This is a genomic window from Aeromicrobium sp. SP1 (genome assembly GCF_055663785.1).
This window is the reverse complement of record NZ_JBQVVK010000001.1, coordinates 1,700,753-1,722,351: the sequence shown is the minus strand read 5'-3', so window position 1 is coordinate 1,722,351 and position 21,599 is coordinate 1,700,753. Positions and strand designations below refer to the sequence as shown.

The window sequence follows — 21,599 nt, the reverse complement described above, 5'->3', positions numbered from 1 at the left end:
TCGTGTGCTCCCGCCGTCGGCTCGCCGAGCGGTAGTTTCTGGACATGGAGCAACAGACCCCTGCCGAGCGACGTGGGTATCACCGCATCGTCGTGGCCGTGATCCTCGTCCTGCTCGCGCTCGCGCTGTTCCCGACGACCGCGGCGGTGCTCGACGAGACGAGCGAGAACCTGATCCTGCCCGTGTTCCTGCTGGTCATGGTCGTTCTGGGCGTGTTGCTGTGGACGCTCACGCCGAAGATGGCGAGGGACGGCGTCCCGGTCGGTCGGCGCATCGGCACGGGCGCGGTCATGGGCCTGGTCGCCGCGGGCGCGGCGATCCTCGTGTTCTTCCTGCTCGTCAACGGGTTCAGCGGTGCCTGACGGAGGTCCGACCGAGGTCTTCGACTTCTTCGCCGGCGGCGAGCTGCCCGCACCGTCGCTCAGCGATGGCGACGCGGTCCGGATCGCCCGGGCACTGGGTGTCCCGGACGCCTCGACCCGGGCGCTGGGCAGCCAGCAGGACGCGAACGCGCTCGTCCTCGGGCCCGACGGCGACCCGGTGGCCGTCCTCAAGGTGACGAATCCGGCGTTCGGCGAGGCCGCCGTGCGCATGCAGGACGAGGCGGCCGATCGCGTGGCGGCGGCGACCGGCCTGCGCACCCCGCGCCGCCAGCGTCGAGTCGGCGACGGGATCGGGCTCGACGCGATCGGTGGCCGTCCCCATGTCACCCGTCTGATCGATCACCTCGGCGGCGGCACGCTCACGGGCGACCGTCACCTGCGTCCGGCGGTGGTCGCGCGACTCGGTGAGGTCGCCGCGGACGTCGTCACGGCGCTCGCCGGCTTCGACGATCCCCAGCTCGACGCGGTCCTGCAGTGGAACCTGTGGCATGCGCGCCGGGTCGTCGACCTGCTGGCCGAGCACGTGCCGGCGGACCGTCGCGGCACGCTCGCGCGCCACGTCTCCGACATGGCGGAAGCGATCGCGCCACTCGCGGACCGGCTGCCGGTCCAGGCGATCCACGGCGACCTCACCGACGACAACGTCGTGGTGGACGCCGACGGTATGCCCGACGGCGTGATCGACTTCGGCGACGTCATGCGCTCGTGGCGGGTGGCCGAGCTCGCCGTCGCGATCTCGTCCGTCCTGCACCACGACGGCGCGACCGCCGCATCGGTCGTCCCCGCCGTGGTCGCGTTCGATCGCCGGGCAGGACTGTCGGACGAGGAGGTCGAGGCGCTGTGGCCGCTCGTCGTGCTGCGGGCCGGCGCCCTCGTCGCCAGCGGGCACCACCAGGTGGCGCTCGACCCGTCGCATGCGTACGCCGTGGAGGGGCTCGTCCGCGAGGAACGTATCTTGGCCGCGGCCACGGCCGTGCCGGCGCCCGTCATGACCGCGCTGTTGCGTCACCACCTCGGACGCACCGTCGCCGCCGTGCCGGTCCTGCACGGCAGCGTCGTGCCCGGTGGGACCTCCGTCGAGGTCGTGGACCACTCCGTGACCTCGGCGCGCATGGACGGCGGTGCCTGGCTGGAGCCGGCGTCCCGTGCCGCCGGCGACACCCCCGATCTCGTCGTCGTGCCCTTCGGTCGGGTCGACGCGACCCGGATCCCGCCCCTGTCGATGCATGAGCCGGCATCCGTCGCGGTGCGCGTCGTGCTCCGCTCGCGGGCACCGGTCGACCTCGTCGCCCCGTGGGACGGCCAGCTGGTCGACGGACCGGCCGGACTCGAACTGCGCGCGGAGGACGTGGTGCTCCACCTCGCCGGCGCGGTCGAGGCGACGGCAGCCGGATCCCTCGGCCGCGGTGAGGTGCTGGGCCGCGTGGAGGGGACGGCCGAGCTCTGGGTCACGACCCCGGAGGTCGACGACGTGCCCGCCGCCGTGCCGGCCTCACTGGCCCCCGGGTGGCTCGCCGTGCTCCCGGACCCGACTCCGTTGCTCCGTCCGGCGGCCCGCGAGGAGCCGGAGGACGACCTGCTCACCCGGCGTGACCGCGTGCTGGCCGGCACGCAGGAGCACTACTACGCCGTGCCGCCGCGGATCGAGCGCGGCTGGCGTCACCACCTGCTCTCGACGGCCGGCCGGTCGTACCTGGACATCGTCAACAACGTCACGATGCTCGGCCACGGACGCCCCGAGGTCGCCGACGCGGTCGCCGCCCAGTGGCGACGGTTGAACACCAACTCGCGCTTCCACTACGCGGCGATCGTCGAGTTCGCCGAGCGGCTCACCGCTCTGCTTCCCGCCCCGCTGGACACCGTCTACCTCGTCAACTCCGGCTCGGAGGCGGTCGACCTCGCGCTGCGACTCGCGACGATCGCGACCGGTCGCCCCGACCTCGTCGCGGTGCGCGAGGCCTACCACGGGTGGACCCACCTGTCCGATGCCGTGTCGACGTCGATCGCCGACAACCCGCGGGCCCTCGAGACCCGCCCGGCGTGGGTGCACACCGTCGACTCGCCGAACTCGTACCGCGGCCGACACCGAGGTGACGAGGCCGGCCGGTACGCCGCGGAGGCGGTCGCCATGATCGAGGGTCTCGTCGCGGCCGGGACCCCGCCGGCCGCGTTCATCGCCGAGGCGTTCTACGGCAACGCCGGGGGAGTGCCGCTGCCCGACGGCTACTTGCGAGAGGTCTACGCCGCGGTGCGTGCCGCCGGCGGCATGGCGATCGCGGACGAGATCCAGGTCGGACTCGGCCGGCTCGGACACTGGTTCTGGGGCTTCGAGCAGCAGGGCGTCGTGCCCGACGTCGTCACGGTCGCCAAGGCGCTCGGCAACGGCCATCCCGTCGCCGCGGTCGTCACGTCGGCCGAGGTCGCTGCGCGGTATGCCGACGAGGGCTACTTCTTCTCGTCGACCGGCGGCAGTCCCGTGTCGGCCGTCGTCGGCTCGACGGTGCTGGACGTGCTGCTGGCCGAGGACCTGCCCGGGAACGCCCGCGACACGGGCGACCACCTCCGGGCCGGCCTGACCGGACTCATGGCGCGGCACGAGCTGATCGGCGCCGTCCACGGCTCGGGGCTGTACCTGGGGGTCGAGTTCGTGCGCGATCGCGCGACGCTCGAGCCGGCGACCGTCGAGACCACGCGCATCTGCGACCGGATGCTCGAGCTGGGCGTCGTCGTCCAGCCCACGGGCGACCACCAGAACGTGCTGAAGATCAAGCCTCCGATGTGTCTCGACGTGGCGGCCGCCGACTTCTTCGTCGCTGCGCTCGATCGCGTGCTCACGACCGGTTGGTGAGAGTCGCATGAGCAACTCCGCTCGATGCTCGCCACACCCGCCCCACCGGGCCTACGCTGAGCGGGTCGTCGCTCATCGGGAGGAAAACGTGCGCCGTATCGCCATCGCCGTCGTGTGCGCCCTCGCACTCGTGCTGGTGCCGTCCGCGCCGCCGGCCGCCGCCATGTCGAACGCGACGTTCGACGCCAAGCTGCGCAAGCTCACGAACGTCAAGCGGGTCGAGCACGACCGCAAGAAGCTCACGTTCGGATCGTGCCTGGATCGCTACGCCCAGCGCCAGGCGAACCGGATGGCCGACCAGCAGCGGATGTTCCACCAGGACCTCTCGGTCGTCCTCGCGGCGTGTCACGCGCGCGCCGTCGCGGAGAACGTGGCCCACGGATTCCGCAGCCCCAGCGCCAACATCCGCGCCTGGATGAACTCGCCCGGCCACCGCCGCAACATGCTCAGCAGGAAGTACACGCGGCTCGGGATCGGCGTGGCCAGGGACGAGGACGGCCACACCTACACGGCGCAGGTCTTCGGCCGTCCGGCCTGAGCGTCACGCGCGCCGTACGTGCGGCGACTCACTGCAAGGTGGCGGTCAACCGCATCGCGTTGTCGACGAACCGGGTGCCCAGGGGGCGCCGGCTCCACTCCTCGGCCGTCAGCTCGCGCGAGAGCTCCATGTAGCGCCGAGCGACCTCGGCGACACCGCGGGTGACCTCGCGGTTCACGAACATGACGCTCATCTCGTAGTTCAGCGCGAACGAGCGCATGTCCATGTTGCTCGTCCCGACCACGGCGACGTCGTCGTCGATCGTGAAGTGCTTCGCGTGCAGGACGTACGGCTTCGGGTACAGCCAGATGCGCACGCCCGAGGCGAGCAGGTCGCGGTAGTACGAGGCCTGGGCGTGGCCGACCATGAACTGGTCGGCCTGCTCGCTCACGAACAGGTGCACCTCCACGCCCCGGCGGGCCGCCGTCGTGATGGCGTACAGCAGCGTCTCGTCCGGCACGAAGTACGGACTGGTCAGGTAGATCCGCTCGCGGGCCTGGTAGATGAGCGAGGTGAACAGCCGCAGGTTGTTCTCCGCCTTGTAGCCGGGACCGCTGGGCACGAGCTGGGCGTCGACACCCACGACGTCGCGGTCGTCGCGCGGCTCGTCATCGGTGGCGTGCAGGGCCGGTCGCGGCGTCCGCTCGTTCGTCTCGACGGCCCAGTCCGCCACGAAGAGCCCGTCGATCGTCGTGACGATCGGTCCCTCCAGTCGCATCCACAGCTCCACCCACTCGCGACCGACCTTGAGGTTCTTCGGCTTGTTGTACGACGGGTGGGTCAGGTTGAGCGAGCCGGTGAACCCGACCCGGTCGTCGATCACCAGCAGCTTGCGGTGGTTGCGCAGGTCGGGACGACGGAACCGGCCCTTGAGCGGCAGCAGCGGCATCATCATGTGCCATTCGATGTCCGACGCGTCCAGGCGCTTCAGCAGCTGGTCGTAGCCGGGGATCCCGCGCGTGCCGAGGTGGTCGAACAGCAGCCGGACGGTCACACCGCGGGCCGTCGCCCGGTCGAGGGCGTCGAAGAACGGGATGGTCAGGTCGTCGAGCGCCATGATGTAGAACTCGACGTGGACGTACTCGGTCGCCTTCTCGATCTCGGCGACCATGAGGTCGATCGACTCCTGGTAGTCCGGCAGGAGCTCGACGTGGTTCCCGCCGGTCAGCGGCATGAGCGCGAGCTCGCGGTTGAGCTCCACGAGGCCGGGCACGTAGTCCGGGGCGCCCGAGAGGTCCGGTGACCTGATCTCGCCGTTCTCCTCGGCCTCGCGGACGCGCTCGAGGATGCTGGCGTTGACCACGTCGAGGCTGCTCTGTCGCTTGCGACCGATGTTCGGGGTGCCGAGGAAGAAGTAGAGCAGGATGCCCAGGAACGGCAGGAACAGGATCAGGATCACCCAGGCCATGCCCGTCTGCGGCCGCTTCCCCTCGGGGATCAGTCCGATCGCGGCGACGTTGATCGCGATGGTCGCCACGACCACGGCGACGGACAGGACGGTGGACCAGTCGATCATGGCCGCAGGCTATCGGTCACCAGTCCCTGCGGTCGCGCTTGAGCATGCCGCGTCGCTTCTTCGCATCGAGGCGCCGTTCGACCGAGCCCTTCGTCGGCCGTGTGGCACGCCGGTGGCGCGGCGGCCGGATCGCCTCGGTGACGAGTTCCTCGAGGCGCTGCAGCGCGTCCTCGCGGTTGCGCAGCTGGGACCGGTGACGCGACGAGACCACCGAGACCCGGCCGTCGACGAGCCGGTGGCGCAGGCGCGCGAGGGCTCGGGCCTTCTGGGCGTCCGTCAGCGTGCTGCTGTCGGCCGGTGCCCAGAGGACCTCGACTCGGGTCTCGGTGGTGTTGACGTGCTGGCCGCCCGGGCCGGAGGAGCGGCTGAAGCGCCAGCTCAACTCCGACTCGGGCAACCGGACGCGATCGTCAGGCGTCATCTTCGGCGAGCAGTCCGTACAGCTTGCGACGGGCCTCTCCGACGATCTCGGCAGCCTGGGCCTGCTGGGCCGGCGTGCCGACCTGCATGACCTGGCGGGAGGCGGCGACGAAGGACTTCAGCGCCGTGCCGAAGGCGGCGTACTCCGCGGGCATGCCGTGACGCAGCTCGTCGGCGCTCCACGGCTCGCCGAGGGCCTCGCGGTTCTCCTCGACGTAGGCCTTGCCGGTCGGGGTCAGGCTGGCGGTCTTGCGACCGTCGACCCGCTCGAACTCGACGAGTGCCTCGTCCTCGAGCTGCTGCAGCACGGGGTAGATCGAGCCGGGGCTCGGGGTCCACGCGCCGTCGCTGCGATCGGCGATCTGCTGGATCAGGTGGTAGCCGTGGGCCGGTGCCTCGTCCAGCAGCAGGAGAGCGGCGGCGCGCACGTCGCCACCCTTGCGGCCGCCACGACGCGGACCACGCGGTCCGGGGCGACCCATCCGGCCGGGACCGAGGTCCCAGTCGAAGTCACGGGGTCCACCGGCGCGACGCGCGCGGTGGGGGTGCCGGTGCTGTCCGGCGTTCTTGGGATGAGAGCTCTGCATCTCCGTCCCCTTTCTGTGTTTCGGGATCACGTCGATGTGACGTTGATAGGTTAACGATATATCGATTACCTATCGACGTCAATTCAGCCCAAGGGTCTGAGTGATGTGGCCCGTCAGCCGGAGACGTAGTTGTTCAGCTGGTCGCGCTCGAACTCCAGCTGGTCCATCCGGAACTTCACGGCGTCGCCGATGCTGAGGATGCCGACGATCTCGTCGTTCTCCAGCACGGGGATGTGGCGGACCCGGTGCTCGGTCATCGACCCCATGAGGGCGCCGAACGAGTCGTCGGGGGTGCACACCTGCACGTCGGTCGTCATGATCTGCGACACGGTCGCGTGCCGCGGATCGTCGACGGCGCGCAACTTGCGCACGATGTCGCGCTCGGACACGATCCCGGCCATCGATCGTCCGTCGGAGCTGACCAGCAGGGCGCCGATGTTGTGCTCGGCCAGAAGGTCCAGCAACTCATCGACGGTGGCGTCGGGTGAGATGGTGAACACGGTCGAACTGCCCTTGGCCGTGAGTACGTCGCGAACGCGCATTGGTGTCCTCCTCGCCTGTGTGGGGAGTCTAACCCCGTTCACACGTCGTCCGCAGGGGGCGATCTCGCCCTTCAGTCGTCGCGGGTGAACCGCAGGTGTCGCACGTTGTCGATCGGCTCGTCGGCGGACTCCTCGGCCCATCCGGACTCGTCGTCGCGGTCGGGGAAATGACCCAGGTAGGCCATCGCGGCGTCGTGCAGCCGGCCGTTCGTGGCGATCGCGTTGCCACCCCAGGGTCCGTCCTCGCCGGCCAGGCTCGTGAACTGGCCGCCGGCCTCGCGGACGATGACGTCGAGCGCGGCCATGTCCCACACCTTGAGCTCCGGCTCGGCGGCGATGTCGACGGCGCCCTCGGCGACGAGCATGTACGACCAGAAGTCGCCGTAGGCGCGCGTGCGCCAGCACTGGCGCAAGAGGGCGTCGAACTCGCCGCGGCGGCCGATCTCGTCCCAGCCGGGAGCCGAGGAGTAGGACACCGACGCGGCCGTCAGCTCACGGACCGCCGACACGTGGATCGGCCGGGTCTGGCGGAACGACTTGCCCGTGTGGGCGCCGTCGTCCTTCATCGCCCACCACCGGCGGCCGAGCGCGGGGGCCGAGACGCAGCCGACCACGATCTCGCCCGCCTCCTCCAGGGCGATCAGCGTCGCCCAGACCGGCACGCCGCGCACGAAGTTGGACGTGCCGTCGATCGGGTCGATGATCCAGCGCCGGTCGGCGTTCTCGGCGGTGCCCTCGGTCTCGCCCTCCTCCTCGCCCAGCACGATGTCTCGCGTGCGGGCGGACTTCAGGGTGCGGCGGATCGCCTCCTCGACGGCCTTGTCGGACTCGGTCACGTACGTCATGTCCGGCTTCGTGGACACTTCGAGGTCGATCGCGCCGAAGCGGTCCATGCTGAGGTTGTCGGCGGAGTCGGCCAGCACGTGCGCCAGTCTCAGGTCGTCGAGGTACGGGTTGGCCATGGGGTCAGCCTACGGTCTGGGCACCCGTCGGCGGTCAGTACTCGTCGGCGAGGGAGCGACTGGCCAGGATCCGTCGGAACGAGGTGACCCGCACCGGGTCGATGTGTCCGTCGGCGACCGCCTCGTCGAGCGCGCACTCCGGCTCCTCCACGAGGTGCGTGCAGCCGCGCGGGCAGTCGCGCGACGCCTCGGCGAGGTCCGGAAAGGCGTCGATGATCCGGTCGACGTCGACGTGGGCGAGCCCGAACGAGCGGAAGCCGGGGGTGTCGACGATGCGGCCGCCGAACGGCAGGTCGAGGATCTGGGCCGACGTCGAGGTGTGCCGGCCGCGCCCCGTGACCTCGTTGACGTGGCTCGTGGCGCGGTCCGCGTGGGGGACGAGGGCGTTGACGAGAGTGGACTTGCCCACGCCGCTGTGCCCGATCAGCACGCTGGTCCGGTCCCGCAGCAGATCGCGGATCGGCCCGAGATCGGCGTCGCGCTGCGTCGTGACGACCCGGACGTCGAGCGGCACGAGCTGCGCCAGGATCTCGTCGGCCGGTGCCAGGTCGGCCTTCGTCAGGCACACGGCCGGCTCCATCCCCGCGTCGTACGCGGCCACGAGACAGCGGTCGACCAGGCCGAGCCGCGGTGGCGGATCGGCGAGGGCCGTGACGATGACGAGCTGGTCGGCGTTCGCGACGACGACGCGCTCGATCGGGTCGTCGTCGTCCGCCGTGCGGCGCAGGACCGTGCGGCGCTCGAGGACCTCCACGACGCGGGCGAGACTGCCCTGCGCGCCGGAGACGTCGCCGACCACGCGAACCTCGTCGCCGACGACGACGCCCTGGCGGCCCAACGGGCGGGACTTCATCGCCATGACGACCGCGCCGTCGTCGGTGGCCAGCGTGTAGCGGCCTCGGTCGACGGTCGTGACCGTCGCGACGAGCGCGTCGGAGTAGTCCGGCCGATCCTTCGTGCGCGGCCGGGTGCGTCGTCGCGGGCGCTCGTACTGCGCGTACTCGTCGTCGTCCCTCACGAGACCAGCCGGGTCCAGTCGTCGGCGAAGCCCGGGTAGGTCTTCGCGGTGGTGGCGATGTTCTCGACGAGGACGTCGGCCACCCGCAGACCGAGCACGGCGGCGGCGTGCGCCATGCGGTGGTCCTCGTAGGTCCGGAACGTTCCTCCGTGCAGGGGGGCGGGGGACACCACGAGCCCGTCGGGGCGCTCCTCGACCGCGCCGCCGAGGCCGTTGATCTCGGTCGCGAGGGCGCGCAGCCGGTCGGTCTCGTGGCCGCGCAGGTGGCCGATCCCGGCCAGCGTGCTGGGACCGGTCGCCAGGGCCGCGAGGGCTGCCACGACGGGGGTCAGCTCGCCGACGTCGTGCAGGTCGAGGTCGACGGGCAGCAGCTCGTGCGGTCCGCGGAACACGAGGTCGGTCCCCTCGCGCGTGACCTCGCCGCCGAACGCGACCGCGAGTGCCCGCCACGCGTCGCCGGCCTGGTCGGTGTCCTGCGGCCAGTTCCGGACGCGCACCTCGCCGGCCGTCGCGAGGGCCGCGGCCACGAACGCGCCCGCATTGGACAGATCGGGCTCGATCGTGACGTCGAGGGCCTTGACCGGACCGGCCTGGACCTGCCAGCGGGCCGCATCGGCCTCGACCACGACACCGCGGCGACGCAACTCGGTGACCGTCATCGCGACGTGCGGCAGGGACGGCAGTGAGGCGCCCTCGTGGTGCAGGTCGAGCCCCTCGGTGAACCGGGGAGCGACGAGCAGCAGGGCGGAGACGAACTGGCTCGAGGCGGAGGCGTCGACGGTCAGTCGTCCGCCGCGCACGCCGCCCTCGCCGTGGACGGTGAACGGCAGGCTCTCGCGACCGTCGTCGTCGACGCGCACCCCGAGGCCGCGCAGGCTGCTGATCGTGGTGCCCATGGGTCGCTCGCGGGCACGGCGGTCGCCGTCGAAGCGCGCCTCACCCCGCCCGAGCGCCGCGACCGGCGGGACGAACCTCATGACCGTGCCGGCGAGCCCGCAGTCGATCGCGGCATCCGTCGCGGCGGTGCTGGGGTGGACGGTCCACGCGTCCTCCTCGCGATCGATCGTGGCGCCGAGGGCGCCGAGGGCCCCGGCCATGAGATCGGTGTCGCGGGCGACGAGGGGCAGCGCGATCCGCGACGGTGCGTCCGAGATCGCCGCCAGCACGAGCGCGCGATTGGTCTGCGACTTCGAACCCGGCAACAGGACGTCGCCGTGGACGGCTTCGGTCGGGTGGGGTGCCCGCCAGTGCATCGTCACCCCCGCAGCTCTTCGATCTGCTCGACGAGCGTGTCCTTCGCGGCCACGGCGGACCTGCGCGCGCGCCGACCGACCCACGGCTTCTTCGGGTCGGGGTCGAGGGTCGACAGCAGCAGTCCGCCGGTCATCGACACGTTCTTGGTGAAGTGCAGGAACTGGTTGCGTCGGGCGACCGGGTCGGTCTCGTTCCAGAACGGGTGTCCCGTGACCGTCGTGGCCGGCATGGTCGCCGCGAGCACGAGGGCCGACGTGCGGGGAATCCGTCCGGTCGCGAGGAACGCTCCGGCGGTCACGTGGACGAGCGCGTTGGCGCGGACGAGGTTCGACGCCGAGACGTCGAGCTGGGGAGCCACCTTGCGCAGGGCGTCCGCGACGGGCTGTGCCTTCGCCGCGAGCGCCTCGGGCTTGCGCAGTGCCATCACGCCGCCGGCAATGAACATCGTCGAGAGCATCGGACGGGCGACGGCACGCAGGAGGGTCATGTCCTCATCATGCCGCAGCGCAGCGCCGTGGGCTGGGCGTGGGCGCTCAGCGGAAGGATCCGGTGGTCGTTTCGCCGCCGCTCGTGACGGTGAACGTCCCGGCCGGTCGGAAGCTGAAGACGACGAGCCGCAGGTCGGCGACCTTGCCGTTGCTGCCGACGGTGGCCGTGCAGGTCGCCGTCGTGCTCAGCGGCGTCCACTGGCAGCTCCAGCCGGCGCTGCCCGAGATGATCCACTCGATGTTCTCGGCCAGGCCGCCCGTGAACTTGACGTCGATCTTGACCTGCTGGCCAGGCTTCGCGTCCTCGCCCGGCTTGAACGAGAAGTTCACGCTGCCGAAGGCCGAGCTGGCCGTCGCGGTGACCGACGTGTCCGCCGGATCCGCGGGGTCGGTCGGCGTCGGGTCCGTGGGCGTCGGGTCGGTCGGCGTCGGGTCGGTCGGCGTCGGGTCCGTGGGCGTCGGGTCCGTGGGCGTCGGGTCGGTCGGCGTCGGGTCGGTCGGCGTCGGGTCGGTCGGCGTCGGGTCGGTCGGCGTCGGGTCCGTGGGCGTCGGGTCGGTCGGCGTCGGGTCGGTCGGCGTCGGGTCGGTCGGCGTCGGGTCGGTCGGCGTCGGGTCGGTCGGCGTCGGGTCCGTGGGCGTCGGGTCGGTGGGCGTCGGGTCGGTCGGCGTCGGCTCGGTCGGCATCGTCGGCGTCGGCTCGGTCGGCGCGGGAGTCGTCGGCGTGGTGGGTGGCGGGGTCGTCGGCGTCGTCGGCGACGGCTCCGTCGTGACCGGGACGTCGTCGTCCGCGTCGTCCTCGGTGTCGTCCTCGGACTGGTCGAGGTCGTTCAGCAGCGGCGTGATCAGCTGGCTCGGCCACGGCGTCTGCTGTTCCTGCTCGTCGGTCTTCGTCCCCGGCGCCGTGCGCTGGACGGGCGTCGCCGACCGCGTCGTGTTCTCGATGGGGGGAATCTCGCGCTCGACCGTGATGAGGGCCGCCGTGCCCGCGATCACCACGACGCTCGCCGCAGCGCCCGCGGCGATGCCGGCCGGTCCCATGGTGCCCAGTGCGCCGACGAGTCCGGACGTGGATCCACCCGCGGCCGATCCCGCAGCGCCGCCCGAGCCGCCGCCGCCGTTGGCGCGCGCGAGCCCGCCGGCACCGGCCAGGGCGCCGCCCGCGCCGGCACCGTGCAGGTAGCCCGAGGCCGCCGTGCCCAGGATCGCCGGAGCGAGGATGCCGGCGAGGCCGGAGTTGAACTCCTGCAGCTCGACGTAGAGACCCATGCACGCGCGGCAGCCGTCGAGGTGGTGCTGGACCTTGGCGGAGTCCCGGCGCGAGAGACCACCGCGGACGAACGCCCCGAGGTTGCCGATCGTGAACTGGCACTCCGGCGTCGTCGCCGGCACGAGGTGCTTCTGCAGATACGCCTGGCGCAGGCCCTCGCGGGCGCGGTACGCCAGGGCCGAGACGCTGTTCGCGCTCATCCCGAGCAGCGGGGCGATCTCGGCCGGCTTCTGGCCCTCGACGTCGAGGTGCCACAGCACCATCTGCCACCGCTCGGGCAGCGACTGGAACGCCTCGGCGGTCGTGGTGCGCTCGAAGCCGAGCTCCGCGGTGTCGACGAAGTCGACGTGGCCGTCCAGCTCGTACTGGTCGTCGGTGGGACGCTCGCGGGTGACGGCGCGGATGCGGTCGACGTGCAGGCGACGCACCGCGGTCAGCAGGTACGCCCGGAACGACTCCTCGGGTCCGCCGCCGTTCTGGATCGTCACGAGGACCTTGGTGAAGCCCTCGGCGACGAGGTCGTCGGCGTCGGGCCCGCGCATGAGCTGGCGCGCCAGCCGCTCGGCGGCGACGTGGTGGCGCTCGTAGAGCTCGCCGTACGCGGCCGAGTCGCCTTCGCGGACGGCGGCGATGAGGTCGGCGTCGCTGCGCTCGTCGCCCACACGGAAGTCGGAGGAGTGGGTGTCTACGGTCACTGCTCCTCCTTCCGGCCGGGGTCGAGAGCAGATCAACGATGAGGCCACGGGAGCCCCTCGTGTCCAGTCTAGGTGCCCGCGGTGCACGTGTCTGTCGTTCACGTGGCTCGAAATGACTAGTCACCGCGGTCCATTTATTTCCTCCGACGACCCGCGTCATGAACGAGGACCGTCGTCGTCTCCTTCATGTACACGGCGACTGACCCGGTCATCTCTGAAAGGAGGCACGCGATGGATCCCTACGGCATGAGTTATCTCGAGCTGGACGATGCCGTCCGTGCCGGCCGGGTGGACGCGGTGGAGGTTGCACACGAGGTGGGAGCGAGTGCAGCGTCCCTCGGAGTCCCGCTCCACGAGGTCCTTGACCGCGTGGCGCGGGCCTTCGACGGCCTCGAACCGTCGTTCGCGATGGTGCGAGGTGTCGCCGTGGCATGGGCCGAGACGTTCCGGATGCTGCAGCTGGAGACGTCGTGCGAGGACCCGCTGACCCAGTTGTCGACCCTGCCGCACCTGCGGCACGCCCTCGACGGGCTGTACCGCGCAGCGGTGCGGGACGACACGACGGTCTCGGATCGTCATGCCCTCGTCGTGGTCGAGCTGCCCCGGCAGTCCGGTCATGCGTTGGAGCAGGCGCTGCACGCGGTGGACGTGAGTCACGCGCTGCGCACCGTGTTCCCCGGCGACGAGGTCATCGCCCAGCTGAGCTCGCGTCGATTCTGCGTGCTGGCCGATCGCGACCGCCTCGACCAGCCGACCCTGAACCTGGTCACCGTCATGCTGCGCCGGACGTTCGAGTCTCCGCCACCTCGGGTGTGGATGGAGATGCTGCCTCCGGTGGCGCAGGACGTGACCTGGGTGCTGGACGCACTCACAGGCTGACCCGGGGGGTTCCGACACCATCTCGGGTGTGGCGGAACCCTCCGGGTGGGGCGGACCTACGATGGCCGCATGTGCGGCCGGTATGCGACCTCCCGGACCCCCTCGACGCTCGTCGACGACTTCGCTGCCGACGTCGGCGACCTCTTCGCCGACACGGGTGCGGACTTCAACGTGGCGCCGACCAAGCCCGCCCCGATCATCGTGGGCCGTCCGCGCGAGGAGGGATTCCGCCGCGAGCTGGTCACCGCGAAGTGGGGACTCGTGCCCTCCTGGGCGAAGGACCCGTCGATCGGCAACCGGATGATCAACGCGCGCAGCGAGACGCTCACCGAGAAGCCGGCCTTCCGCACCGCCTTCGCGAAGCGGCGCGCGATCGTCCCCGCCGACGGGTACTACGAGTGGTACCAGCCCGAGGCGACCGACGGCGGGAAGCGTCCGCCGAAGCAGCCGTTCTACATGAGCGCGCCCGAGGGCCTCGGCCTCGCCGGCCTCTACGAGTTCTGGAAGGACGCCGAGGGCGAGTGGCTGCTGACCTACACGATCCTGACGACGTCCGCCGAGGGTGACGACGGCCGGATCCACGATCGCGCGCCGCTCATCGTGCCGACCGACCTGTCCGAGCGTTGGCTGGCCGCGGAGCCGTGGGCCGAGGCGGTGGAGCACCTCACACCGGCGACTCCGGGCGTGCTGCGAGCGTGGCCCGTGTCGACTTCGGTCAACAACGTGCGCAACAACGGCCCCGAGCTGGTCGAGCCGATCCCGGCCGAGGGGGAATAGCCGCCGAGCGGTCGCCGTTTCACCTCGTGAGGAGGACGCCGAATGCTCGCATGCCCGACCCGCCCGGCCACAGTAGGCTGGGCGACGATGACTGACGACAAGAACGTCGTGGACCCGTCGACGGACGACAGCGTCGTGGACCTGTCTACCGAGACCCCCGCACAGCGCCAGGCGCGATTCGAGGCAGATGCCCTGCCCTTCCTCGATCAGCTGTACTCGGCCGCCCTGCGGATGACACGCAACCCCCAGGACGCCGAGGACCTCGTCCAGGAGACCTACGCGAAGGCCTTCAGCGCCTTTCACCAGTTCCGGCCCGGCACGAACCTCAAGGCGTGGCTGTACCGGATCCTGACCAACACCTACATCAACGGCTACCGCAAGAAGCAGCGCCAGCCGCAGCAGGTCACCGACGAGATCGAGGACTGGCAGATCGCCGCCGCGGCCGCGCACACCTCGTCCGGCCTGAAGTCGGCCGAGATGGAGGCGCTCGAGCGGCTCCCCGACTCCGACGTGAAGGACGCGCTCCAGCAGTTGCCCGAGGACTTCCGCTACGCGGTGTACCTCGCCGACGTGGAGGGATTCCCGTACAAGGAGATCGCCGAGATCATGCAGACGCCGATCGGCACCGTGATGTCGCGTCTGCACCGGGGACGTCGCCAGCTGCGCGACCTGCTCACCGACTACGCGCACGAGCGCGGACTGCGCGTGCCGGCGGGAGGTGAGGACCGATGAGCTGCGACGGACCGGACTGCGAGAAGGCCATCCAGCGGCTGTACGAGTTCATCGACCACGAGATCGACTCGGCCAGCTGCGAGCAGATCCAGGCCCACCTGGACAGCTGCGTGGACTGCATGGACGAGTTCCAGCTCGAGGAGGTCGTCAAGCGGATCGTCGGCCGCTCGTGCCACGAGGTCGCACCCGCGCCGCTGCGCGAGAAGGTGCTGTTCCGGATCCGCTCGGTGCACGTCGAGATCCGCACCGAGACCCAGTACTGACTGGGCGTGTCCCAGTTCGGGACCGGCTCGGGCCATGAGGCTCCACCGCACTCTCGTGCCGATGGTCGGGCGGCGGTTGCACCCGCCTTCTCTTCGCATATCGTGTGCCAGGTGCCGACGACGCCGCCCTTCCTGCGACTCGTTCCCATCACAGCGGAGAACGTGCGTGCGGTCTGCGACCTGTCGGTGAGCGCGGAGCAGGAGCGCTTCGTCGCCTCGACTGCAGTCTCCCTGGCAGAAGCCGGGGTGTACCCGCAGGCGTGGTGCCGCGCCATCGAGGTGCCGGGCGTCGGACTCGTGGGCTTCGTGATGCTGCACGACACGACCGAGGAGCCCGGTTACATGCTTTGGCGGCTGATGGTCGACCGGCGCTTCCAGGGGCGCGGCTACGGGCGTGCCGCCGTCCGCTCCGTCGCGGAGTACGTGCGCGGTCGCCCGGGTGCCGTGCGTCTCAAGGTTGGTGCGCGACGGGGCACCGGGTCCCCACGCGCCTTCTACGAGGCGCTCGGCTTCTCGCCGACCGGCGAGACAACCGACGGTGACGAAGACGTTCTGGTCGTTGACCTCGAAAGCATCTGAGTAGCCTTCTCGACCACCCGCGGTGGTGTTCGCACTCCTGGGGCGGCGCAGGGCCCGAAAACGTACGAAACCCCATCCATCGGATGGGGTTTCGTCGTGTCAGTGACGGTTCACGCGTTGGGGCGCTTGCCGTGGTTGGCGCCCTTCTTACGACGCGCGCGACGCTTGCGACCGGTCTTGCCCATGGTCTCCTCCTTGAAAGTCTCGACTCACTATTCTTCCACACGCGGCAATCGAGCGAGGAATCGCTCCCGGTCGACCACCACGCGACGCACTGTTCCCGCGGCGACGAGGGTGCCCTGCTGGTCGTGCGCGGCGACGTCGAACACCACGAGGCGCCCGTCGCGCTGCGTGATCGACGCCGAGGTCGTGATGGTCGCGCCGACCGCGCTGGCGACCAGGTGCTGGATCTCGACCCGGGTGCCGACGCTCGTCTGGGCGGCGTCGAGCTCGAGCGCCGCGCACGTCGCCTCCTCGAGCCATGCCAGCACGACGGGTGTGCCGAGCACGTCGAGGTCGCCGCTGCCGACCGTTCGCGCCGTGTGCTCGGCCCCGACGACATGGATGACCTTCGTCTCGCTCATGAGGGCCACCCTAGGTCCCGCGCGGTGTGCGCTTGCGCGCGAGCAGGGCCCGTGCCACGGTCGGACGAGTGCGGGTGACCGCCCGCTCGGGGGTCGAGCAACGGGGAGAACGATGCGCAGAGTCGTCCTGATGACCGCGATGGGGGCCCTGGCCGGCGCCCTTTTGGTACCGTCCACCGCCGAGGCGAACTCCTCCCGCTCTGCTCCGAAGGTGCCGAACGTGCCGACCGGGACGATCACGTGGGGGACGTGCGACAGCCCGGCACTGGCCCGCCGCGGCGCCGAGTGCGGCAGCCTCGAGGTGCCCCTGGACTACGCGAGACCGAAGGGCGCACAGATCTCGCTCGCGGTCTCGCGCATCAAGCACAAGGTCGCCGACGCCGACTACCAGGGCGTCATGCTGGTCAACCCCGGCGGCCCGGGTGGCTCGGGACTCATCTACTCCGTGTTCGGCGAGTTCGTCCCGAAGGACGCCGGACTGGCCTACGACTGGATCGGCTTCGATCCGCGTGGCGTCGGCGAGAGCGAACCCGCCGTGTCGTGCGATCCGCTGTACGCCGGATACGACCGGCCGCGGTACGTGCCGACCAGCCGGTCGGTCGAGAAGGCCTGGAAGAAGCGCACCGCCGGCTACAGCGCCGACTGCGCGGCGAACAACGGGCCGATCCTGGAGCACCTCACGACCCGTGACAGTGCCCTGGACATGGAGTCGATCCGCAAGGCGCTGGCCGCGCCGAAGATCAACTACCTGGGCTTCTCGTACGGGACCTACCTCGGGCAGGTCTACGCGACGCTGTTCCCGAGCAAGGTGCGCCGCATGGTCTTCGACGGCACGGTCGACCCGGGTTCGGTCTGGTACCAGGCGAACCTGGCGCAGGACTCGGCGTTCGACCGCAACATGAACATCTGGTTCGACTGGCTGGCCCGTCATGACGACACGTACCACCTGGGTGACACGCAGCGGAAGGTGCGCACGCTCTTCTACGCCACGCAGGAGTCGCTCTACCGCGCTCCGGCGCAGGGCGAGGGCGGTCGGCTCGGCGGCAGTGAGTGGAACGACTCGTTCGTCTACGCCGGCTACTACCAGAGCACGTGGACCGATCTCGGAAGCGTGTTCAGCGCGTACGTCAACGACGGCGACGTCGCCGCGCTCGAGGGGGCGTTCCTGGATGCCACCGGCTACGGCGACGACAACGGGTACGCGGTCTACCTCGGCGTGCAGTGCACGGACACGTCGTGGCCCACGAGCTGGCACCGGTGGGCGGTCGACAACTGGCGCATCTACGCCAAGGCGCCGTTCATCACGTGGAACAACGCTTGGTACAACTACCCGTGCGTGACGTGGCCCGCCTCGTCGGACCGTCCGGTCAAGGTCGACGGCCGCAAGACCGCCAGCCTGCTCATGATCAACGAGACGCTCGACGCGGCGACGCCGTACCCGGGCAGTCTCGCGGTGCGCAAGCTCTTCCCGAACGCCAGCCTGATCGCCGAGCCCGGGGGCACCACGCACTCAGGCTCGTTCAGTGGGAACGCCTGCGTCGACGACCAGATCGCCGACTACCTGCTGACCGGCGCGAAGCCGAAGCGGGTGCCGGGCAACCGCGCCGACGCGATCTGCGAGCCGCTGCCGCAACCGGAGCCGGAGGCCGCCGCCGCCCGAAAGCAGGGCCGCTCCGCCGCCCCCGACCTCACCCGCAAGGACCTGCAACTGGCCGTCGCGGTGCGGTGACCTGAGCGCTGGCGGTGACGTTCGAGGGGTGAAATCGCCGAGAACACCCCTCGAACCTCACTGCCAGCGGCTTCGGTCAGACGCCCATCGTCGCGCGGGGGTACTGCGCGTTGACGTCCGTCGCGATGTTGACCAGATACGGAACGCCCGAGGCGAAGGCGCGGTCGATCGCCGGGCCGATCTCGTTCGGGTCGGTGACGAACTCGCCACCGCCGCCGAGCGCCGTGACGACCAGGTCGTAGCGCGTGTTGGGCGCGAGGTCGGCGGCGACGTCGTAGCCGTAGAGCATCTGCATCGGCATCTTCTCCAGGCCCCACGCGGAGTTGTTGCCGACGATCATGACGACGGGCAGGTTGTGGCGCACGAGGGTGTCGACGTCGATCAGGCTCATGCCCGCCGCGCCGTCACCGAAGAGCAGCACGACCTGGCTCGACGGTCGCGCGATCCGGGCGGCCATCGCCGCGCCGAGACCCGCACCGAGGCAGCCGTAGGGACCGGGATCGAGCCAACCGCCGGGACGCGCGGGCTCGACGAACTTGCCGGCGAACGACACGAAGTCGCCGCCGTCGCCGATCACGACGGCGTCGTCGGCCAGCCGCGGCAGCAGCTCGCCGTAGATGCGCGCCGGGTGGATCGGGTCGGACTCCGACGTCAGGATCGTGCGATCCCGCTCGACCGCCTGGGCGACGACGTCCTGCAGCTCGCCCAGCCACGGCGTCCAGTCGGGACGACGGGTCGCGGCCTGCAGCGCGGTGAGCAGACCGTCGAAGACCTGCGTGAGATCGCCCGCGACGGACGCGCCGAGCTCGGCGTGCGTCGAGAGCTGACCGGGGGAGTCCGCGACGTGCACGGTCGTGGCGGGACCGTTGCCCTCCTTGCCGCCGAACCGGCCGAAGCCGAGACGGAAGTCCAGGGGAGTGCCCACGACGATCACGAGGTCGGCCAGGCCGAGCGCGCGCGAACGCGCCTTCGTGACGAGGTTCGCGTGGCCACCGGGCACGATGCCGCGACCCATGCCGTTGGCGATCGCGGGGATCCCGGTCTCCTCGACGAACCGCAGGGCGGCCTCCTCGGCGTGGTCGGCCCACACGTCGGTGCCCAGGATCAGGACGGGGCGCTTCGCGTCGGCGAGCAGTCGACCGATCCGCGCGATCTCGTCGCCGTCGGGCTCGATCGCGGCCGGCGTGGCGCCGGAAGCGGTGTGACCGACCGGGCCCGAGTTGAAGAACTCGTCCATCGGGACGTCGACGAACGCGGGTCCGCGGTGTGACGAGCCGGCGAGCGTGAACGCCTCGTCGACGACCGGGGCGATGTCGGCCAGCGTGCGGGCCGTCGACGAGAACTTCGAGATCGACTCGAAGATCGGCGGGTGGTCCAGCTCCTGCAGCGTGCCCGTGCCCCAGGTCGCGGCCGGGGCGCGACCGCCCACGACGACGAGCGGGGAGCCGGAGAAGTACGCCTGCGCGACGGGGCTGACGCCGTTCGTCACGCCGGGACCCGCGGTGAGCACGGCCAGACCCGGCGTGCGCGTCAGCTTGCCGATGGCCTCGGCGGCGAAGACCGCGGAGGGCTCGTGCCGCACGTCGATGATCGGCATGGGCGGATCGGACTTCACCGCCGCGTCGTACATCGGGAAGATGTGGGCGCCCGAGAGGGTGAACATCGCCTCGACGCCGTGCGCGCGCGCGACGTCGAGCGCGTGATGGCCGCCGTGGGGGCCGGTGGGCTCGGGCAGCGTCGCGTCAGCCGGTGCCGTCTGGTCATCAGTCATGTGACGCAGGTTACCCGTGAGTCAGGTTCGCCGGGACGGGGAGGGTGCACTGCGCCGTAGGCTCGGTTCCGTGCCTTCGCTCGACGACATCGCCGACTCGCAGACCGCGCTCTCGCGGCCCGAGGTCGCGCGGCTGCAGTCGCTCGTCACGGACTGGCAGATCGTGGCGGACCTGGCCTTCAGCGACCTGGTCCTGTGGGTCGACGACGCCGAGGCCAAGGGGATGTGGGCGGCGGCCCAGGTCCGGCCCACGACGGGTCCGACGACGCTGCTCGAGGACATCGTCGGCACGTTCGTCCCACGGGACGTGACCTCACTCGCGCGCGAGACCCTGCACGACGGCACCGAGGTCTCGCTCGCCGCCGTCCCCGTCATGTTCGGCGGTCGGCGCATCGGCGTGGTGGTGCGCCGCCGGCCCGCGGCCGAGCGGCGCGCCGCGGGTGCGCTCGAATCGGCCTACCGGCTCGCCAGCGACGAGCTGTTCGCGATGATCCGGCGGGGCGAGTTCCCGCTGCCCGGCGCGACGTCCGACCTCGCTGACTCGCTGCGCGTCGGGGACGGATTCGTCCGCACGGACGCCGCGGGACTGGTCGCGTACGCCAGCCCCAACGCCCTGTCGGCCTACCGGCGGATGGGGCATGTCGGCGACCTGGCCGGCAGCGACCTCATCGAGGTCACGAGCGCGCTGATCGGCCCGAATGCCGACCGGCCGTTCGCCGCGCTGTTCGGTGCCGGCGACTCCGAGGCCGAGATCGTCGGGCAGGGCGCCTCGATGCTGCTGCGGATCATCCCGCTGCGCGGCGACGGCGGGCCCTCCGGCTCACTGATCCTGCTGCGCGACGTGACGGAGCTGCGCCTGCGCGACCGCGAACTTGTCTCGAAGGATGCGACGATCCGCGAGATCCACCACCGAGTCAAGAACAACCTGCAGACCGTCGCGGCGCTGCTGCGCCTGCAGAGCCGTCGGATGGACATGCCCGCCGCACGCGACGCGCTCAAGGAGGCCGAGCGTCGGGTGGGATCGATCGCGCTCGTGCACGAGACGCTCAGTCAGTCGTTCGACGAGACCGTCGAGTTCGACGCGATCGCCGACACCTTGTTGCGCACGGTGCTCGACGTGGGCGGGGGCGCGGTCAAGGCCGAGCGGATCGGCTCGTTCGGACTGCTGCCCGGTGGGGTGGCCACGCCGCTCGCGATGGTCCTGACCGAGCTGGTGCAGAACGCCGCGGAGCACGCCTTCGGGTCCGAGGGTGGGCGGGTGACGCTCGCGGTGAACCGGATTCGCAACCGGATCCGGCTGCGTGTCAGCGACGACGGTCGCGGACTGCCGGACGACTTCGACCCGACGCTGAGCCTGGGGCTGTCGATCGTCTCGACGCTCGTCCAGGGCGAACTGGCGGGGGAGCTGAGTTACGAGACCCCGCCGTCCGGAGGGACGACGGTCACGATCGCGTTCAGCGTGTAGGGATCAGGCGGTGCGAATGCGGGCCCGGGCGTTGCGGCGCTTGAGCGCGCGACGCTCGTCCTCGCTGAGACCGCCCCAGACGCCATGGTCCTGACCGGACTCGAGCGCCCACTGGAGACACTGCTCGCGCACGTCGCAGCGACGACACACGAGCTTCGCCTCCTCGATCTGGAGAATGGCAGGACCCGTGTTCCCGATGGGGAAGAACAGCTCGGGATCCTCGTCCAGACACGCCGAACGATGACGCCAATCCATGCCGATGACTCCTTTGGACCGAGAAGAGGGGGGTGGGCATGCCGCGG

At 70.8% G+C, this 21,599-nt stretch carries 23 protein-coding genes; 10 read left to right on the top strand and 13 right to left on the bottom strand.

Annotation, left to right across the window (positions count from 1 at the left end):
* Nucleotides 1–44 precede the first annotated feature (44 nt).
* The 3 genes from ACT26F_RS08430 to ACT26F_RS08420 all read left to right on the top strand — a co-directional run bounded on the left by ACT26F_RS08430 (nucleotide 45) and on the right by ACT26F_RS08420 (nucleotide 3,769).
* Complete coding sequence (locus ACT26F_RS08430) at nucleotides 45–362, top strand: hypothetical protein (RefSeq protein WP_471670069.1); 318 nt, start codon at nucleotides 45–47, stop codon at nucleotides 360–362.
* On the top strand, nucleotides 355–3,231 hold the full coding sequence (locus ACT26F_RS08425; RefSeq protein ID WP_471670068.1) for an aminotransferase: 2,877 nt from the start codon (nucleotides 355–357) through the stop codon (nucleotides 3,229–3,231). The genes ACT26F_RS08430 and ACT26F_RS08425 overlap by 8 nt, the downstream gene beginning before the upstream one ends.
* Nucleotides 3,232–3,319: 88 nt before the next feature.
* Entirely contained in the window at nucleotides 3,320–3,769 is a 450-nt protein-coding gene (locus tag ACT26F_RS08420; protein WP_471670067.1) for a CAP domain-containing protein, read from the top strand.
* Between the two features lie 28 nt (nucleotides 3,770–3,797).
* Here ACT26F_RS08420 and cls read toward each other — a convergent pair whose 3' ends face one another.
* The 9 genes from cls to ACT26F_RS08375 all read right to left on the bottom strand — a co-directional run bounded on the left by cls (nucleotide 3,798) and on the right by ACT26F_RS08375 (nucleotide 12,518).
* Nucleotides 3,798–5,285 carry a cardiolipin synthase gene (gene cls / locus ACT26F_RS08415; RefSeq protein ID WP_471670066.1) on the bottom strand — a complete coding sequence of 496 codons (1,488 nt, stop codon included), beginning with the start codon at nucleotides 5,283–5,285 and terminating at the stop codon, nucleotides 3,798–3,800.
* A 16-nt stretch (nucleotides 5,286–5,301) separates the two neighbouring features.
* Nucleotides 5,302–5,706, bottom strand: coding sequence for an alternative ribosome rescue aminoacyl-tRNA hydrolase ArfB (arfB, locus tag ACT26F_RS08410; RefSeq protein WP_471670065.1), 405 nt, complete (start codon nucleotides 5,704–5,706; stop codon nucleotides 5,302–5,304).
* Entirely contained in the window at nucleotides 5,696–6,292 is a 597-nt protein-coding gene (locus ACT26F_RS08405; RefSeq protein WP_471670064.1) for a PadR family transcriptional regulator, read from the bottom strand. Before ACT26F_RS08405 ends, arfB begins: the two co-directional genes overlap by 11 nt.
* Nucleotides 6,293–6,405: 113 nt before the next feature.
* The gene (locus tag ACT26F_RS08400; RefSeq protein WP_471670063.1) at nucleotides 6,406–6,834 is read right to left on the bottom strand and encodes a CBS domain-containing protein; all 429 of its coding nucleotides are present in this window, start codon (nucleotides 6,832–6,834) and stop codon (nucleotides 6,406–6,408) included.
* Nucleotides 6,835–6,905: 71 nt separating this feature from the next.
* A complete protein-coding gene (locus ACT26F_RS08395; protein WP_471670062.1) occupies nucleotides 6,906–7,796 on the bottom strand; it encodes an inositol monophosphatase family protein in 891 nt (296 codons plus the stop codon).
* 34 nt (nucleotides 7,797–7,830) lie between these two features.
* Complete coding sequence (rsgA, locus tag ACT26F_RS08390) at nucleotides 7,831–8,814, bottom strand: ribosome small subunit-dependent GTPase A (RefSeq protein ID WP_471670061.1); 984 nt, start codon at nucleotides 8,812–8,814, stop codon at nucleotides 7,831–7,833.
* Nucleotides 8,811–10,067, bottom strand: coding sequence for a 3-phosphoshikimate 1-carboxyvinyltransferase (gene aroA / locus ACT26F_RS08385; protein ID WP_471671673.1), 1,257 nt, complete (start codon nucleotides 10,065–10,067; stop codon nucleotides 8,811–8,813). Before aroA ends, rsgA begins: the two co-directional genes overlap by 4 nt.
* Before the next feature lie 2 nt (nucleotides 10,068–10,069).
* A complete protein-coding gene (locus ACT26F_RS08380; protein ID WP_471670060.1) occupies nucleotides 10,070–10,555 on the bottom strand; it encodes a DoxX family protein in 486 nt (161 codons plus the stop codon).
* Nucleotides 10,556–10,601: 46 nt separating this feature from the next.
* Complete coding sequence (locus ACT26F_RS08375) at nucleotides 10,602–12,518, bottom strand: sigma-70 family RNA polymerase sigma factor (RefSeq protein ID WP_471670059.1); 1,917 nt, start codon at nucleotides 12,516–12,518, stop codon at nucleotides 10,602–10,604.
* A gap of 231 nt (nucleotides 12,519–12,749) precedes the next feature.
* Between ACT26F_RS08375 and ACT26F_RS08370 the strand changes: the two genes are divergently transcribed.
* The 5 genes from ACT26F_RS08370 to ACT26F_RS08350 all read left to right on the top strand — a co-directional run bounded on the left by ACT26F_RS08370 (nucleotide 12,750) and on the right by ACT26F_RS08350 (nucleotide 15,748).
* Complete coding sequence (locus ACT26F_RS08370) at nucleotides 12,750–13,397, top strand: nucleotidyl cyclase domain-containing protein (protein ID WP_471670058.1); 648 nt, start codon at nucleotides 12,750–12,752, stop codon at nucleotides 13,395–13,397.
* 69 nt (nucleotides 13,398–13,466) lie between these two features.
* A complete protein-coding gene (locus ACT26F_RS08365) occupies nucleotides 13,467–14,174 on the top strand; it encodes an SOS response-associated peptidase (protein ID WP_471670057.1) in 708 nt (235 codons plus the stop codon).
* Between the two features lie 42 nt (nucleotides 14,175–14,216).
* Nucleotides 14,217–14,906: a sigma-70 family RNA polymerase sigma factor gene (locus ACT26F_RS08360; RefSeq protein ID WP_471670056.1), complete on the top strand. Its 690-nt coding sequence runs from the start codon at nucleotides 14,217–14,219 to the stop codon at nucleotides 14,904–14,906.
* Complete coding sequence (gene rsrA, locus ACT26F_RS08355) at nucleotides 14,903–15,169, top strand: mycothiol system anti-sigma-R factor (protein WP_471670055.1); 267 nt, start codon at nucleotides 14,903–14,905, stop codon at nucleotides 15,167–15,169. The genes ACT26F_RS08360 and rsrA overlap by 4 nt, the downstream gene beginning before the upstream one ends.
* Before the next feature lie 111 nt (nucleotides 15,170–15,280).
* Nucleotides 15,281–15,748 carry a GNAT family N-acetyltransferase gene (locus tag ACT26F_RS08350; RefSeq protein ID WP_471670054.1) on the top strand — a complete coding sequence of 156 codons (468 nt, stop codon included), beginning with the start codon at nucleotides 15,281–15,283 and terminating at the stop codon, nucleotides 15,746–15,748.
* A gap of 110 nt (nucleotides 15,749–15,858) precedes the next feature.
* Here ACT26F_RS08350 and ACT26F_RS08345 read toward each other — a convergent pair whose 3' ends face one another.
* Both ACT26F_RS08345 and ACT26F_RS08340 read right to left on the bottom strand, forming a co-directional pair.
* Nucleotides 15,859–15,933 carry a 50S ribosomal protein bL37 gene (locus ACT26F_RS08345; protein ID WP_369797015.1) on the bottom strand — a complete coding sequence of 25 codons (75 nt, stop codon included), beginning with the start codon at nucleotides 15,931–15,933 and terminating at the stop codon, nucleotides 15,859–15,861.
* Nucleotides 15,934–15,960: 27 nt separating this feature from the next.
* Nucleotides 15,961–16,332, bottom strand: coding sequence for a thioesterase family protein (locus ACT26F_RS08340; RefSeq protein WP_471670053.1), 372 nt, complete (start codon nucleotides 16,330–16,332; stop codon nucleotides 15,961–15,963).
* A 130-nt stretch (nucleotides 16,333–16,462) separates the two neighbouring features.
* On the opposite strand from ACT26F_RS08340, the gene ACT26F_RS08335 reads away from it, so the two are divergent.
* Complete coding sequence (locus ACT26F_RS08335) at nucleotides 16,463–18,061, top strand: alpha/beta hydrolase (RefSeq protein WP_471670051.1); 1,599 nt, start codon at nucleotides 16,463–16,465, stop codon at nucleotides 18,059–18,061.
* A 76-nt stretch (nucleotides 18,062–18,137) separates the two neighbouring features.
* Here the strand turns inward: ACT26F_RS08335 and ACT26F_RS08330 are convergent, their stop codons facing one another.
* Nucleotides 18,138–19,832 (bottom strand): acetolactate synthase, encoded by a 1,695-nt coding sequence (locus tag ACT26F_RS08330; RefSeq protein WP_471670050.1) that lies wholly within the window; start codon nucleotides 19,830–19,832, stop codon nucleotides 18,138–18,140.
* A gap of 70 nt (nucleotides 19,833–19,902) precedes the next feature.
* On the opposite strand from ACT26F_RS08330, the gene ACT26F_RS08325 reads away from it, so the two are divergent.
* Nucleotides 19,903–21,297 (top strand): sensor histidine kinase, encoded by a 1,395-nt coding sequence (locus ACT26F_RS08325; protein WP_471670049.1) that lies wholly within the window; start codon nucleotides 19,903–19,905, stop codon nucleotides 21,295–21,297.
* 3 nt (nucleotides 21,298–21,300) lie between these two features.
* Here the strand turns inward: ACT26F_RS08325 and ACT26F_RS08320 are convergent, their stop codons facing one another.
* Nucleotides 21,301–21,552 carry a WhiB family transcriptional regulator gene (locus ACT26F_RS08320; protein ID WP_471670048.1) on the bottom strand — a complete coding sequence of 84 codons (252 nt, stop codon included), beginning with the start codon at nucleotides 21,550–21,552 and terminating at the stop codon, nucleotides 21,301–21,303.
* Nucleotides 21,553–21,599 lie beyond the last annotated feature (47 nt).